The following is a 15,065-nucleotide window of genomic DNA, read 5'->3' on the forward strand; positions in this document are numbered from 1 at the left end:
AAGCTAGTGCTGTGACCGGCTGCCGGCTACCGGCTGCCGGCTTCGGGGACCGGTCGAGGCCGAACCGGGGAGATGGGGCTCGGGCCGCAGATACCGGTCCCAGATCAGGGCCTTGCGGTACGGGCCGTCCCCGTCGCTGTCGTACTGCGGCCCGTCGAAGACGACCCAGTAGGCCAACTCCCCGGCACGCGCAGGGGAGCTCCCCACGAGCTCGGGCGCTCCCATGTCGTCGATGGTGCCCAGGAACTCGTTCCGCCAGGGGCGGCCGCCCCCGTGCGGATCACGGACGACAGCGACCCGACTGCCCGCAGTCAGCGCGGCGGCGGGCCACTCCTGAGGCAGGGAGCGGCCCCTGATGTGTTCGACGGCCCGCCGGTCATCTGAGTTCGTCGAGGCGGAGGAAAATGCAACCATGTGCCCAGCCTGCCCGCGGAGGATCACCGAAGCCACGGGTTAAGGGACACGCTCAGGCAAGGAACAGCCCGAGCCGGCGTCTACCGGCTGCGTCCAGCTCCGAGCCCGCAACGGGTGGACCAGTTGCCTGCCGGCCGATGGCCCGGGGCTCGGCGGGCGATCTCAGCCGCGCAGGTGCAGCCCGAAACCCGTGCGGCCCGCAGGCTCCAGTCCCTCCTTCAGGTGCAGGGAGGGGATCTCGTAGTCACCGAAGTTCTGCGGCCGGAACGCGATCGGCTCGGTCGACTCCAGGGTGAGCAGGCGCTGCTGCCAGGCCTTGGCGACGTCCGGGTAGGCCTCGGCGGTCATCCGGTCGGTGCCGTGCAGCACGAACGGCGGCAGCACCTCGATGCCCGGGTGATAGAGGATGCCGTGCTGGAACGGGAACAGCAGGTCCTCGACGGGGCCGTTGATCCCGCGAGCGGAGTAGTGCGACTCAGGGCCGCCGATGGTCACCGACAGCAGGGCCTTCCTGCCCGCGAGGGTGCCTTCGCCGAAGCGCTCGCCGTACTTGGTGTCGCTGTGCTCGCCGACGCCGTACGCGAACCGGCAGGTGAACACCCGGTCCACCCAGCCCTTGAGGATCGCGGGCATCGTGTACCACCACAGCGGGAACTGGAAGATGACCGTGTCGGCCCAGAGCAGCTTCTCCTGTTCGGCGAGGACGTCCGGGGTGAGCGTCCCGGCGTCGAAGGCCCGTCCCGAGTCCCGGGCGACCCTCAGCGGACTCGAGGCGTGGGGGCCGTAGTCCGCGGCGTCCACGACCGCCTTCCAGTTCATCGCGTACAGATCGCTCACCAGGACCTCGTGCCCGGCGGCCTCCAAGGTGGACACCGCGAGGTCCTTCAGCGAGCTGTTGAGCGACTGCGGCTCCGGGTGGGCGTGGACGATCAGCGTCTTCATGGGAACTCCTTCGGATCGGATGCCTCGATCCTGGACGCAGCGGCGCCCGGCGTTCAGGGGCGCCTCTTCCGTCGGACGGGACTTCCTGGTATCGGCAGGGCCACCCTCACGGGGCATCACCGAGGCCATACTGGGAGGCATGGACGATCTTGCGGGCTTCCTGCGGACCCGGCGCTCCCGGGTCGACCCGGCGGCCGCCGGCATCCCCACCGACAGCCGCCGCCGGGTGGAAGGGCTGCGCCGCGAGGAGGTCGCGCACCTGTCCGGTGTGAGCGTCGACTACTACGTGCGCCTGGAGCAGGGCCGCGCGACCCAGCCCTCCGAGCAGGTCCTCGACGCGCTCGCCGGCGTCCTCGGCCTCGACGAGACCGAACGCGAACACCTCTGCCGGCTCGCCGGGCAGCGCCGCCGCCGGACGAAGGCGCCGGGCGGGAAGGTCCGGCCGGAGGTGCTGCGCGTCCTCGACCTGGTCGCCGGCGCACCCGCGCTGATCATGAACCACCGCCTGGACGTGCTCGCCGGGAACCGCCTCGCCGGACTCCTCTACGGCCGGCCGCTGCCGGGCCTGAACACCGCCCGCCACATCTTCCTCGACGAGGCCGAGCGCGGCCTCTACGCGGACTGGGACCACTGCACCCTCGACGTGGTCGGACACCTGCGCCTGGCCGCCGGCACCTACCCGGACGACCCCCGCCTGGCCTCGCTCATCGGCGAGCTGGCGATGGCCAGCGAGCGCTTCCGCCGCCTCTGGGCCCGCGCCGACGTGCGCGCCCGCACCCATGGACGCAAGGCGTACCGGCACCCGCTGGTCGGACTGCTGGAACTGCACCAGGAGAACTTCGCGCTACCGGGTGAATCGGGCATGGAGCTACTGGTGTTGTCCGCGCCCCCGGGCAGCTCCGCCGAGGACGGTCTGCGCCTGCTCGCGGGCCTGGGTGCGGACGGCGGTGCCGAGCGGTTGTCACTGCACCCAGTGGCCACGCCGTCCACACCGTCCCCGGCCGCCCCGCGCACCTCGATGTGAGACCCGCCCGGACGGATCGGGCGGACAACCACGAGGTCACACGCCCGTGCCCGCGTCCGCGTCCGCCCGCGCCGGTGCGGGAACCGGGCCGCCCGACATCGCGCGGGCCATCCACGCGGAGGAGCGCATGGTCTGCGCGACGAAGGCGCCGCGGCCCACTCCGAGGGTCCGCAAGGCCGGACCGTGGTCCACCGCGACCAGGGTGGCGGCGCCGGCCAGCAGTCCGCGCCACACGGCCGTCACCGCCCGGCGGGCGGGCCGGGGCAGCCCAGCGAGCCCCTCCCGCAGGCGCAGGCAGTGGAAGGGGACGTGCCGCTCCTCGTCCGCCAGGATCCGGCCCGCGACCTCGGTGGTCAGCGGGTCGGCGGCGCCGTCGCGCAGAGCCTGGTAGTACCCAAGCGCGACCACCTCGGCGATCATCAACACCAGCAGCTCGACCCGCAGTCCGAGGAGCCGCCGGACCCGGACGAAGGCCGCGTCGCTCCAGTGCCCGTCGAGGGTGTCGGCCCCGCCGGCCGCCAGCAGCAGCTTCAGCATCCGCGCGTGGTTCTGTTCCTCGGCGATGAAGAGCCGGACCGCCGCGGAGTAGACCGGGTCACCCGCGAGATCGGCCTTGCCGGAGAGTGCGGAGCCGTCGCCGTCCTCGCCGACCTGGAACTTCTGGATGCTGCGGACGATCTCGGCCGGCACCTGCGCGCCCTTTCCCCAGTCGGGGTCGCCCACGGCCGCCCGGCGCTCCCGCTCGGCCTCGAACTCGCTCACCCATGCCCCGTACTCGATTTTGATCATGTTCAATAATCTAGCGACTGTTGATCGCGTTCAAAAGTGTCGGAATGTCATGGCCGCGTAACAGAACGGCGCGGAACCGCCGGCCGCCCGGAAGGAGTTCGCCGCGTCGAGCGACGGCCGGCCGGGTTCAGTCGGCGCGCTTTCCCGTCACCTCCAGAAGCTGCGCCTCAAGGCAGTTGCAGGACGCCACCTGCGCCGGGCCCGGGGTGCCGGCGGGCGGTAGCTCGATCAGAGCCGTCAGGCTCAGTTCCGCGTCCGAGCTGCGCCACTTCTTGCCCTTGGCATCCAGCAGCGCGCTGGAGTCGGTTCCCTCGGCGAAGGTGAACGTGACCATCGCATCCTTGCCCCTCACCTTCTCCGTGCGCAGGAGGGGGCAGGCGACCAGCGAGGTCCCGTTGTCCAGCTTCAGCACGGGCAGCTGCGGACCGGTCACCTCGTGCGCGAACGCGTACGTGACCAACCCCTTGAGCTTCGGCGCCTTCGCCCTCTCGCCCAGTTCCCTGACCATCTCGTCGGTCAGAGGGCCGGGCGCGAACTGTTCGCTCTCCGGCTCGTCCGGGGTCGTGAAGCTCATGGAGTCCGCGAAACGGCCGCACACGGCCCGGTCCGCGTCCGCTGTGGGCGACAGTGCGGCCGCCCCCGCCGCGTCCCGGCCGACCGCACCCACCGCCGTCTTCCGCAGCTGTACCGACAGGCCGGCGAACTTCCCGACGTTCTCCGTGTCCAGCGGCACTGCAGCCGCTGTGGCCACCCACGTCTCCACGGCCGCCTTCCACTCCCCGCCGGGCGCCTCCTGCACGAAGTAGTGCACAGCCGTGGCCTGCCCGCTCTCCCGCCCGCTCGCCTTGCTGAACACGACGAACGATCTCGGGTACGACGGCTGGTCCCGCTCCGCGGGAATCGCGAACACCGGCTCCATCAGCGCGGACACGGAACCGATGGTGTCCTTCTTTGCCGCGCGCAGGACCGCTGCCGCCTTCAGCCCGTCAGCAGTGGATCGGTCGCCACCAGCAGCACGGCCGCCCCGACAGCCGCCCCTCTGACCCAACCCATCGGATGTCCCTCCCCTGAACACCGCAGCAGGAAGGTTCGCCCCCCCTGGCGTACCAGGACCCTACGATGCGAGGGCCTGCCCCAGGACGCCGGGTCGCGTGCCCTCCACGGTTCAGGGTCTCAACCGGACAGGCCTCCCGCGCGGGGGTCGACCGGGGTGAGAACTCCGAGCCGGTCCTCGATCGCCTGGGCCGCGTCCAGGCACAGGTCCTCCCGGAACGCCCGCCCGACGATCTGGACTCCGCAGGGGAGTCCGTCGGCCAATCCGGTCGGTACGGCCACGCCGGGTACGCCGACGAAGCTGGTCGCGGTGCACAGGCGCATCCCCGACCCGACCCGGTCCCTGCCCGGCCTGTCACGCGACTCCAGCCCCGGCTCGACCGGCGGCTCGGTGAAGACCGGGCCGAGCAACAGCGGGTACTCGTCGAGGAATTCGGCCCAGGAGCGGCGGATGTTCAGCCAGGTACCCATCAGCTTCATCAGTGCGTCCGCGCTCGCGGGCGGGGTCCGCTCCATCATCATCTCGACATAGCGGTCCCCACCCTTGCCGAGCAGCGTGCGCACCACCGGCCAGCTCGGGGCGAACTCGGTCACCGTGATCCGGCCGTAGGCGTCGAGGGCCTCGTCCAACCGCGGCACGTCCTCCACCTCGCGCACGTCGTATCCGGCGTCGCGGAGCGCGTCGGCCGCCGTCGCGACGGCTCCGCGAACCGTCGGGTGGACGCCGTGCCCGCCGGGGTCCGCCACGACCGCGACCTTCACGCGTCCGGGGAGCGGCTCGCCGTAGACGGGCACCGGGACGGCGCGTGGGTCTCGCGGATCGGTTCCGGCCAGCACCTCGTACGCAAGCCTCAGGTCGCCCACGCTCCGGGCCAGCGGGCCATCGGTGACGAGCATCTGGGACGCCGGGCCGGGGTCGTCCGGGCCGAGAACGCGATGGTCGGCGGGGAAGCGGCCCGTGGACGGCTTCAGTCCGGCCACACCGCAGAACTGCGCCGGGATGCGCACCGATCCTCCGGAGTCGTTGCCGAGTCCGAGCGCGGCCATGCCCGTGGCGACGGCCACCGCGTCGCCCCCGCTGGAGCCGCCCGGTGTCCGGCTGCTGTCCCACGGGTTGACCGTGTCGCCGAACAGCTCGCTGCGCGTGTGCATCCCCGCCAGGATCAGGGTGGGGATGTTGCTGTGCCCGATGGGGATGGCCCCGGCCGCGCGCAGCCGGGCCACCGGCGGGGCGTCGGCGGGCGCCACCAGATCGCGGAAGCGCTCCGTGCCGAACGTGGTCGGCACGCCTTCGACGGCGGTGCTCTCCTTCACCGTGAAGGGCACACCCGCGAGCGGCCCCAGCGCTTCACCGGCGGCCCGCCGGCGGTCCAGCCGTGCCGCGGCCTCACGGGCGCGCTCCGCCAGGAGCTGCGTGACCGCGTTCACCTGCGGGTTGATCTCGGCGATGCGATCGAGGTGACTGTCGATCAGTTCGACGGCCGAAACCTTCGCGGTGCGCACGGCCTCCGCCTGCTCCGCTGCCGGCATTTTCCACAGGGCGTCCTGCATGGCCCCACCTTCCTCGTCCACGTACCGATGCGCTTGCATCGGAATCGCAGCGTACCCCTGGATTCGATACGACCGCATCGAATAAACTGCGCTGCGAAGCGGAGCACTGTGGAACAGGGAGGCGGCCGGCATGCCCAGGCAGGTCGATCACGAGAGCCGACGCCGTCTCATCGCCGAGGCGGTCTGTCATCTCGCCGACGAGCGCGGGCTGGAGGGCGTGACCCTGCGCGACGTCGCCGCCCGCGCGCAGGTGTCGATGGGAGCCGTTCAGCGGTGCTTCCATACCAAGGAAGAAATGCTCGTGTTCGCTCTCGGGCACATCGGCGAGCGGATCGGCGAGCGCGTACGGGCCCGCCTCGTCCGGAGCCCGGCCCAGTCGGCCGGCACCGCCCTGGGTCACGCGGTCACCGAGATCTCACTGCTGCGGGAAGAGCATCGCGCCGAGGCCAGGGTCTGGCTCGCCTTCGTCGCGCAGGCGGCTGTCAGCGAGGCGCTCGCAAGGACGCTGAAGGCGAACTACGCTTCCCTGCAAGAGGCGTTCACCCGCCTCATCGCGGAAGCCCGCGAGGACGCCGGCCGCGCGGCGCCCCTCGATGCGCAACGCGAGGCCCGCACGCTCCTCGCCCTGGCGGACGGCCTCACCACGCACGTCCTCGTCGGCCACCTCACCCCCCAAGAGGCACACGACGTCCTCCACGCGCACCTGGCCGGCCTCTGGGAGTGACCGGTCCGGCCCCCGCCGCTCAGTCCGCCGGGGCAGGGGGGGAATTGATCAGGCCGAAGGGTATGTGGACGCTCGGGGTGGCTTGGGCGGTGCCGTCGAGATGGGCGACCTGGTCGTCGAAGAAGAGGTGCGGGTCGAGGGCCTTCATGACCGCGGCCTTGTCGATACCGCCGAGGAAGAAGGCGTCGTTGACCCGCAGCCCCCACTTCTTGAGGCTCAGCAGGGCGCGTTCATGAGCGGGGGCATCCCGAGCGGTGACCAGCGCCACACGGAGGCGGGGCCGGTAGGCGGAGTCCTTGCGGCGCCGCTCCTCCTCTAGGCGTTGGATCCGGTTGATGCCGGCCAGGAAGTCCCGTAGCGGTCCCGGATCGTGCGGGATGGCGGCATGGCCGACCTCGTACGCGCGGAACGCGTCGATACCCCCGCTCTGGTAGACCTGCTCGGCCGTGTCGCCCGCCACCACTCCGTCGAAGTCGAATGCGATGCGGAGTTCGGGGTCGGTCTCGTCGTCGATCCGCCCTGTTCTGAGGACGTGTCCCGCAGGGAGCCCGGCTGCGACCGCGGCCCGAACGTCAGGTCCGTCGGCCGACAGGAACAGCGACATGTTGAGCGCCGGCATGAACGGGTGCGAGGGACGGCCCTGCCGGAAGACCGCCCGGCTGATCGGCAGGCCGTGCGCTTTGATCGAACGCATGACGCGCATCCCGGTGTCGGGGTCGTTACGGGAGAGGATGATGACCTCGACCAGGGGGTCGGCCTGATCCGCGAGGTCGTTCAACGACAGCAGGCGTCTGACGAAGGGGAACGCCACTCCTTTGGCCAGTAGTTCGTCGACATGCGTCTCCTGGTAGGTCCGGTAGGCATCCTCGCCCAGCTCCCGGAACACCGCGTCGCAGTCGGTCAGGTCGAACAGGGCGCTGGAGGCGATCCCCACCACCAGGCGATCGGACAGGTCGTACCTCATGGCGCCCCCTGCCGGCACATGTGCAACGTCGGGATGCTTATCACCCTTTGGTACGGGCAGGAAACGTCTTCCGGTCCACCGTGCCGGGCGGTTACGTACACTCGCCGGCCGGGCCGCTGACCGGGCCGCCGCGCGTCAGTGGATTCGAACGGCCGCCGATAGTGTGGTGGGCATGAAGATTCATCGTCCGGGGCGGCCGGAGGACCTTCCGGAAGCGAGTGTGCTGTGGGCGCGCTGGGCCGCGCTCGCGGCGGCGACCTGGAATGCCGAGGAGGAGAAGGAGCGCTTCCGGTACGGGTACTGGCTCGGCGACGGCGGCAACGACCTGCGTTACGACGACGGCGCTTGCAGCCGGTGGGTGTTGACCCGGGCCGACGGCGGCCGCGCCGTTCTCTTCGGGCAGGACGATTCCGGCAAGGCCGGGCAGTACCGGCCGCCGATCGATCTCCTCGCCGGGGCGCCCGGGTGGGTGCGCGACGAACGCTTGCACGGCCTTCTGGAGCGAGGAAGGGCCGAGTGCGTCTACTGGTTCGAGGATGGTTCCTGGCACCGTGCGCCGTACCCCGACGATCTCCATGACGACGGGCTCGACTGCGGCATCGGCCATCTGACCTCGCGTGACCTCGCCGTCGACGCGATCTGTGCGCTGTTCGAGTTCGACGAGGACTGCGAAGGCGCCGTGGAGGCCTGTGAGCAGTTCCTCCAGCACGCGGAGCGGGGCACGGTCACCGGTACGGTCGTGCGTTCCTTCGCCGATGAGGTCTTCCGGATCCAGACCGCGTACGAACTGCTCTGGCCCAAGGTTCCGGTCGCCCGCTCGGAGGCGGACCTTGCCGCGATGACCGCGCTCGTGCGCCGGCGGTGACGCCCGCGGTGCGCGGGCAGCCCGCGTACGGCTCCCGGCGCCCACGGCATGCTCTCCCTGCACGGGACCCCGCCGCGCGGACCCGGCGGGACTTCGGCGACAGCGGGAGGCCGTCTCAGGCCGTGGCCGGGGCGGGGGCCTCAGGGGTCTCTGCGGAGACCGCGGCGCCGGGTTCGGCGTCGGGGCGGGGGATGCGGTGCAGCCCCTTGCGGTCGTAGAGGCGGGTGACGGCGAAGCCGAAGATCAGCGCGGCGACGAGGGCGACACCCATCGAGGCCCAGGCCCGGGTCAGGCCCGCGTCGGCCTGGGCCCCGTAGTAGAGGAGGGAGCGCAGGCCCTCGGTGATCTGGCGCAGCGGCTCGAACTCGGCGAGGGCGCGGAAGAACCCGGGCAGTGCCTGGACGGGCACGGTGGCGCCGGAGGACGGTACGGCCATCGCGACGAAGACGATGGTGGCCAGGAGCATGCCGGGCGTGCCGAAGGCGGCGAACAGGGCCAGGCTTCCGATGCCGACCACCGCGATGGTGGCGACCGAGTACAGCCACAGCAGGCCGAGGTGGGAGGCGTCCATGTCGAGGATGCCGACCGTGGCGACCTCGACCAGGGTGCCCATCACCACTGACAGGCCGAGCATGAGTGCGATGCCGATGGCGAGGGTGCGGACGCGGCTGGTGTGCTGAACGGGTTCGCGCTTGCGGACCGGGCCGAAATCGGTGTGCAGGTAGCCGAGCGCGGTGTCGACCTGGGAGTTGACCACGTTGGCGCCGAGCATGCCGCAGACGACCAGGACCAGCGCGTAGTAGAAGGCGCTCAGGCCCATGGCGCTGCGGGGGCCGACCGGATGGCCGTCGGCGACGTTCACGGTCACCGGGTCGGCCAGCTTGAGCTGGGCAGCCGTCGGGAGCGGGGTCTTCTGGGCGCCGGCCTGCTTGAGGAGTTCCTGGCCGAGCTGGGCGGAGGCGGCGTGGGCGGCCTTCTGGGCGGCCTGGGAGGACATCGAGGAGCCGATGCTGCCGGCCGCCTGGTTCGTCAGCACGGTCAGGGTCGGCGGGGCGGCTTTGCCCTGGGGCGCGGGCTGCGGGGCGGTGAGCCCAGCCACCGTGGCGGAGTAGTCGGCGGGTATGACGAGGGCGCCGAAGACCTTGCCCCGGCCCAGCCGCTTGTCGGCCTCCTCACGGCTCACGACCTGCCAGTCGATGCTCTTTTCGCCCTTGGCGGCCTTCTGGACGCCGGAGACGACCTGCTCGCCCAGGTTGACGTGGCGGCCGTTGATCTCCGCTCCGCTGTCGCTGTTGACCAGGGCCACGGGCAGGTCGCGCAGGTTGCCCTTGGGGTTGACGTTGCCGCCGACGTAGAGCAGGGCGAACAGCATCGAGACCACTGCGGCGATGAGTCCCGTTCCGATCCACAGCTGGGGTCGGCGGAGCACGGAGGGGGGCGTGGGATGAGGCATCGATTCTCCGGTGCGGCTGCGTTCCTGGGGCTGGATACTTATGGTATCCAGCTACTGGATAGTGGCAGTATCTTGCTGTGGTGTCCAATCGCCGACACCGGATGCCGGATGCCGGACCGCATGACCAGCAGGGAAGCCGTATGAAGATCTCGGAGCTCAGCCGGCGGACCGGCGTGCCGGTCGCCAGCATCAAGTACTTCCTGCGGCAGGGACTGCTGCCCGCGGGGCGGGCGACGGCCGCGACCCTGGCCGAGTACGGGGAGGAGCACGCGCAGCGGCTACGGCTGATCAAGGCGCTGACCACGCTCGGCGGCCTGTCCATCGCCGCCACCCGTGAGGTGCTCGGGGCCGTCGACCAGGCCCACAGCTCCGAGAGCGCCCTCGGGGCGGTCAGCTACGCGCTCCCCGTGCCGGTGGCGGCCCAGGGCGCCGCGGGCCAGGGCGCCGCGGGCCAGGAGGAGGAAGCCGGGGCCGACGCGACCGCCGGTGCCGAGGTGGCCGACCTCCTCACGGAGCTGGACTGGCAGGCACCCGGCACCTCACCGCACGTGAAGGGGCTGACGGCGGCGCTGGAGGAGCTGCGCCGGCTGGACGCCCAGTACGCCCCGGGAGAGCTCGCCGCCTACGCGAGGCTGGCCGAGTCCGTGGCCCGGCTGGACCTGGAGCGCGCGGCCGGCCTGGACGACCCGGTGGCCCTGGCCGAGCGGGCCGTCATCGTCTTCGCGATCTGCGCCCCGGTCTTCGAACTCCTGCGGCGTCTCGCACAGGAGGACCAGGTCCGGCGCCGGGTCGCGGGCACCGGCCGGGGCGGTGGCAGCGAGGACGCGGCGCCGCGGTAGCGCGCGTACGCGGGGCGGCCGGGGCGCCCTGCGCACGCGGTCGCCGAGAACGATCCCGACCCCGCCGCCGAGTCTCCTCGGCACGGTCGCGGTTCAGCCGGGCGCATGAAGTCCGGCCGCCGGAGGCCTGCCCGGGTTGCTGCGCGCATGGGCCGGCTCCGAGCACCCGCTTGCGTATCACCACGACATGGAACGCGGCGGTGCTTTGCGCTGCGCGTTCAGCCGGCCGGCCGGCGCCGGACTGGAGTCGTACCGCCGTTCAGACGTCCACCCCCGCGGCGGACACGTCCGCCCGGGTGGCGGCCATCCGGGTGGCGACGGGCGGACGGCGCTCAAGAGGCGTGACCGCGCTCCACGGGCCGGCCGTCACGGCGGGCTTCGGGGACCACGGTGACCTGCGGGATCCCGGTGCCGGGATGCCGGGACACCTCCGCCTCGACTCGGTAGACCTCGGCCAGCAGGTCCCGGGTGAGGACCTCCTCCGGTGTTCCGGTCGCGACCACGCGGCCGCCGTCCAGCACACAGATCCGGTCACAGAAGGACGCGGCGAGGTTGAGGTCGTGCAGGGCGATCACGGCGGTGACCCCGACCCTCCGGACGAGCCGGAGCGCGTCGAGCTGATGGCGCAGGTCCAGGTGGTTCGTCGGCTCGTCCAGCACCATCGTCCCGGTGCCCTGGGCCAGCGCGCGGGCGATCAGTACCCGCTGCTTCTCCCCGCCCGACAGACGGTCGAACGGCGCGTGCGCCAGGGCGGCGACATCGAGCTCCTCCAAGGAGCCCATGATGATCTCGCGGTCGTGGGCGTCGTCGCCCGCGAAGGCACGCTTGTGCGGGGTGCGCCCCATCGCCACCACTTCGTAGACGGTGAGTTCGAAGTCGCCCGCGGTCTCCTGCAGTACCGCCGAGAGGCGCTGGGCGAGCCGCTTGCCGGGCATCCGCCACACGTCCTCGCCGTCCAGCAGGACGTGTCCTGACGTGGGGCGCAGCACCCGGTAGAACGTGCGCAACAGCGTCGACTTGCCCGCGCCGTTGGGACCTGCGAGCGCCAGCACCTCCCCGGGTGCCACGTGCAGGGAGACGCGGTCGACCAGGGTCCGGCCGTTCACCACGACCGTGACGTCCTCGGCGTCGAGGGCGCCGGGCCCGGATATGGCTCCGCCGGTCATCGTGCCGCCTTCCGTCGCATCAGCCAGAGGAAGAAGGGGCCGCCGACGAGGGAGGTCAGGATGCCGACGGGTATCTCCTCCGGGCTCATGAGCGTCCGCGCGCCCAGGTCGGCGGCGATCAGGAAGCTCGCGCCGAGGAGGGCGGCGGCGGGCAGTGCGCGGCGGTGGTCGGCGCCCACCAGCAGGCGCACGACGTGCGGCATGATGAGCCCGACGAAGCCGATCTGGCCGCTGACCGCGACGATGGTGCCGATCATCAGGGCGACCAGGGTGAACAGGGCGCCGCGGAAGCGGTGGACGTCCAGCCCCAGCGCCGCGGCGGCTTCCTCCCCGGCCAGCAGCAGGTTGAGCGACCGGCACACCCCGAGCAGGACCGCCGTGCCGAGGAGCACGGCACCGACGGGGATCCATACCGTTGTCCAAGTGGTGCCGGCCAGCCCCCCGAGCATCCAGCGCAGGGCCGACTGCGTCTTCTGCGGGTCGTTGGAGGTGACGATCAGGAAGCTGGCCACCGCGGAGAGGACCTCGGCCATGGCCACACCCGCCAGCACCAGGCGTACGGTGGTCATCCGCCCGCCGGAGCGCGCCAGGAAGTACACCGCGACCAGGGCGGCCAGGGCTCCGCAGAACGCCGCCACGGGCAGGGAGAACATCCCGAACAGGGTCACGTGGAACACGAGGACCAGCACCGCGCCGACCGACGCGCCGGACGAGACCCCCAGCAGCATCGGATCGGCCAGCGGATTGCGGACCAGGGCCTGCAGCGCCATCCCGGACACCGACAGACCGGCGCCCACCACGCCGGCCAGCAGCACCCGGGGCAGCCGCACATCGACGACGATCGTCTCGCGGACCGGCGTCCAGGCCGGTTCGGCGAGGACCGGGTGGATCCGGTGCAGCAGGATCCCCCAGACCTGGTCGGCCGGGACGCTGATCGAACCGATCGCGACAGCGGCCGTCGCGGTCGCCACCAGCAGGACTCCCAGGGCGACGAGCAGCAGGGCGTAGGGAACGGCCCGGCGGCGGGCCGCAGCCGCCGGGGTCCTCGCCGGAGCGACGACCGCCTCACCCGCCTGCGTCACCCCGGTCACCGGAACCGGTCCGGGTGGATCTGGCGGGCCAGTGACTCCACGGCCGCCGGGACGCGGACACCGAGCACGGTCGACGACAGCGGCAGCACCGCGAACCGCTGGTTCTTGATCGCGGGGACGTCCTTCAGCGCCGGGTTGGCGAGGAGGAACTTCTTCTTGTCCTCGACGGGCTGGTCGCCGTAGTCGTAGATGACGATGACCTCGGGAGCGCGCTCGGCCACCTGCTCGAACGACACGTCGCCGAAGGCCTTGTCCACGTCGGCGAAGAGGTTGACCCCGCCGGCCCGCCTGATCAGCTCGTTGCCGATGCCCTTGCCGCCCGCGGTGAAGGCGGTCTTGTCGCCGCTGTCGTAGACGAAGAGCCTGGCCGGTGCGACGCCGGCCAGTCTGCCGTCGACCCGGTCGAGGGTGCCGTGCAGCTTGTCCACCTGCTGCCCGGCCCGTTCCGGTACACCGAAGATCTTGGCGACGGTGCGGATCTCCTCGTCGACGGTGGCCATGGTCACCGGCCCGGCGGGGCACTCCTCGATGTTGAGATGGGTGTTGACCCCGGCCTTGGTGAAGGCCGGACGGCCGCGGCCCTCCTTCTCGGCGAAGGTGGAGCCGAACCCGCCGTAGACGAAGTCCGGTTCGGCGGCCAGCAGGGTCTCGAAGGACGGGTACTGCTTCGACAGCACCTTCACCGAGTCGAAGGCGGCCTGGTACTCCGGCAGGATCTTGTCGTCGAGGTAGCCCGTGCCCACCATCGACTTCTCCAGCCCGAGCGCCAGCATGACCTCCGTGGCGTGCTGGTTCAGGGACACCGCGCGTTGCGGCGGTCGCTGATAGGTGGTCTCCACCCCGCAGTTGGACACCGTGACGGGGAACCCTTCCGCCCCGGGTCCCGATGCGGCGGTGCGGTCCTGGGCCTTGCCGCCGCAGGCCGGGACGAGCAGTACGGCGGCCACGGCCAGGAGCGAAGACAGCGGGCGTGTGCCCCTCATGTGGTGGTTCCTCTCAGTGGGTCTGTCGGGTGGTTGCGCGCCGAACGCGCCGAACGCGCCCGGGTGTCGGCGGCGGGGCCCGTCGGGGCGAGGGGTGGCGGGGTCGTCCGTCAGGGGACTACGACCGGCGGGGCGGGGCGGGGAGCGGGGCCAGGGAGGCGTACTCCAGCGGTGCGGACGGGTCGATGGAGACGTTCAGCGGGGCCGGCTCCGCCCCGGAGCGGACCAGCAGGTCACCGACGGCCGCGATCATGGCGCCGTTGTCCGTGCACAAGGTCATGGGCGGAACGCGCAGTTCGATGCCGGCCGAGGCGCATCGGCGCTCCGCGAGGGCCCTGACCCGCGAGTTCGCGGCGACGCCGCCGACCACGATCAGCGTCTTCACGTCGTACGCGCGGCAGGCCGCGAGAGCCTTGCGGGTCAGTACGTCCGCGACCGCCTCCTGCAGCGCGGCGGCCCCGTCGGCCACCGGCGGCTCCTCACCGCGCTGCCGGTGCTTCTCGGCCCAGCGGGCCGCGGCCGTCTTCAGTCCGGAGAAGGAGAAGGCGTACGGGTCGTCCCCGGGCCGGGTCAGCGGGCGCGGGAAGGCCACGGCCTTCGGGTCGCCGTCGCGGGCGGCCCGGTCGATGGCGGGACCGCCCGGATACGGCAGGCCCAGGATCCGGGCGACCTTGTCGAAGCACTCGCCCGCCGCGTCGTCGAGGGTGTCCCCGAGGTGCAGGATCGGCTCGCGGACCAGGTCCCGGACCAGGAGGAGCGAGGTGTGGCCGCCGGAGACGATCAGCACCACGCACGGGTCGGGCAGCGGCCCGTGCTCCAGGGTGTCGGCGGCGACGTGTCCGGCCAGGTGATGGACGCCGTACAGCGGCACCCCGGCCGCGTACGCCAGCGTCTTCGCCCCGGCCAGGCCCACCTGCAGCGCGCCCGACAGGCCGGGCCCGGTGGTGACGGCGACCGCGTCGATCTGGCTCAGCCGCAGTCCGGCCTCGTCGAGGGCCTGCCGGACGACCGGGTTGAAGGCGTGCAGGTGCGCGCGGGCGGCGATCTCGGGCACGACGCCGCCGAAGCGGGCGTGCTCGTCCATGCTCGACGCCACCACGTGCGCGAGCAGTTCGCCGTCCCGCACGATTCCCGCGCCGGTCTCGTCGCACGACGACTCGATCCCCAGCACCACTGGTCCGCTCACTGCTCTCCACCTTTTCTGCAC

At 71.8% G+C, this 15,065-nt stretch carries 15 protein-coding genes; 4 read left to right on the plus strand and 11 right to left on the minus strand.

Annotated elements, in window-relative coordinates:
* Nucleotides 1–3: 3 nt before the first annotated feature.
* Together ACFY04_RS12625 and ACFY04_RS12630 are read right to left on the minus strand one after the other, a co-directional pair.
* Nucleotides 4–414, minus strand: coding sequence for a ferrous iron transport protein A (locus tag ACFY04_RS12625; protein ID WP_389116156.1), 411 nt, complete (start codon nt 412–414; stop codon nt 4–6).
* A 162-nt stretch (nt 415–576) separates the two neighbouring features.
* Nucleotides 577–1,356, minus strand: a complete 780-nt coding sequence (locus ACFY04_RS12630; RefSeq protein ID WP_389116158.1) for an NAD(P)H-dependent oxidoreductase — start codon at nt 1,354–1,356, stop codon at nt 577–579.
* Between the two features lie 139 nt (nt 1,357–1,495).
* Between ACFY04_RS12630 and ACFY04_RS12635 the strand changes: the two genes are divergently transcribed.
* Nucleotides 1,496–2,380 (plus strand): helix-turn-helix transcriptional regulator, encoded by an 885-nt coding sequence (locus ACFY04_RS12635; protein WP_389116160.1) that lies wholly within the window; start codon nt 1,496–1,498, stop codon nt 2,378–2,380.
* A 36-nt stretch (nt 2,381–2,416) separates the two neighbouring features.
* Here the strand turns inward: ACFY04_RS12635 and ACFY04_RS12640 are convergent, their stop codons facing one another.
* The 3 genes from ACFY04_RS12640 to ACFY04_RS12650 all read right to left on the minus strand — a co-directional run bounded on the left by ACFY04_RS12640 (nt 2,417) and on the right by ACFY04_RS12650 (nt 5,773).
* Nucleotides 2,417–3,169 (minus strand): ferritin-like domain-containing protein, encoded by a 753-nt coding sequence (locus tag ACFY04_RS12640; protein ID WP_389116161.1) that lies wholly within the window; start codon nt 3,167–3,169, stop codon nt 2,417–2,419.
* 127 nt (nt 3,170–3,296) lie between these two features.
* Nucleotides 3,297–4,100, minus strand: coding sequence for a hypothetical protein (locus ACFY04_RS12645; protein ID WP_389116163.1), 804 nt, complete (start codon nt 4,098–4,100; stop codon nt 3,297–3,299).
* A gap of 242 nt (nt 4,101–4,342) precedes the next feature.
* Entirely contained in the window at nt 4,343–5,773 is a 1,431-nt protein-coding gene (locus ACFY04_RS12650) for an amidase (RefSeq protein ID WP_389116165.1), read from the minus strand.
* A 130-nt stretch (nt 5,774–5,903) separates the two neighbouring features.
* Here ACFY04_RS12650 and ACFY04_RS12655 point away from each other — a divergent pair, with 130 nt between their 5' ends.
* Nucleotides 5,904–6,497, plus strand: a complete 594-nt coding sequence (locus ACFY04_RS12655) for a TetR/AcrR family transcriptional regulator (RefSeq protein ID WP_389116166.1) — start codon at nt 5,904–5,906, stop codon at nt 6,495–6,497.
* Between the two features lie 19 nt (nt 6,498–6,516).
* Here the strand turns inward: ACFY04_RS12655 and ACFY04_RS12660 are convergent, their stop codons facing one another.
* On the minus strand, nt 6,517–7,461 hold the full coding sequence (locus tag ACFY04_RS12660; protein ID WP_389116167.1) for a 5'-nucleotidase: 945 nt from the start codon (nt 7,459–7,461) through the stop codon (nt 6,517–6,519).
* A gap of 172 nt (nt 7,462–7,633) precedes the next feature.
* Here ACFY04_RS12660 and ACFY04_RS12665 point away from each other — a divergent pair, with 172 nt between their 5' ends.
* Complete coding sequence (locus ACFY04_RS12665) at nt 7,634–8,326, plus strand: hypothetical protein (protein ID WP_389116169.1); 693 nt, start codon at nt 7,634–7,636, stop codon at nt 8,324–8,326.
* A 115-nt stretch (nt 8,327–8,441) separates the two neighbouring features.
* On the opposite strand, the gene ACFY04_RS12670 is transcribed toward ACFY04_RS12665, so the two are convergent.
* Nucleotides 8,442–9,779: a YhgE/Pip domain-containing protein gene (locus tag ACFY04_RS12670; protein WP_389116170.1), complete on the minus strand. Its 1,338-nt coding sequence runs from the start codon at nt 9,777–9,779 to the stop codon at nt 8,442–8,444.
* A gap of 140 nt (nt 9,780–9,919) precedes the next feature.
* Between ACFY04_RS12670 and ACFY04_RS12675 the strand changes: the two genes are divergently transcribed.
* Entirely contained in the window at nt 9,920–10,618 is a 699-nt protein-coding gene (locus ACFY04_RS12675; RefSeq protein WP_389116171.1) for a MerR family transcriptional regulator, read from the plus strand.
* Nucleotides 10,619–10,950: 332 nt separating this feature from the next.
* Here ACFY04_RS12675 and ACFY04_RS12680 read toward each other — a convergent pair whose 3' ends face one another.
* From ACFY04_RS12680 to tsaD, 4 genes are all read right to left on the minus strand, one after another.
* A complete protein-coding gene (locus ACFY04_RS12680; RefSeq protein WP_389116173.1) occupies nt 10,951–11,784 on the minus strand; it encodes an ABC transporter ATP-binding protein in 834 nt (277 codons plus the stop codon).
* Nucleotides 11,781–12,866: a FecCD family ABC transporter permease gene (locus ACFY04_RS12685; protein WP_389116174.1), complete on the minus strand. Its 1,086-nt coding sequence runs from the start codon at nt 12,864–12,866 to the stop codon at nt 11,781–11,783. Before ACFY04_RS12685 ends, ACFY04_RS12680 begins: the two co-directional genes overlap by 4 nt.
* 5 nt (nt 12,867–12,871) lie before the next feature.
* Nucleotides 12,872–13,858, minus strand: coding sequence for an ABC transporter substrate-binding protein (locus tag ACFY04_RS12690; RefSeq protein ID WP_389116175.1), 987 nt, complete (start codon nt 13,856–13,858; stop codon nt 12,872–12,874).
* A 118-nt stretch (nt 13,859–13,976) separates the two neighbouring features.
* A complete protein-coding gene (gene tsaD, locus ACFY04_RS12695; protein WP_389116177.1) occupies nt 13,977–15,044 on the minus strand; it encodes a tRNA (adenosine(37)-N6)-threonylcarbamoyltransferase complex transferase subunit TsaD in 1,068 nt (355 codons plus the stop codon).
* Nucleotides 15,045–15,065: the final 21 nt, after the last annotated feature.

The sequence above is a fragment of the Streptomyces sp. NPDC001549 genome (genome assembly GCF_042894025.1).
Lineage (GTDB): Bacteria > Actinomycetota > Actinomycetes > Streptomycetales > Streptomycetaceae > Streptomyces > Streptomyces kutzneri.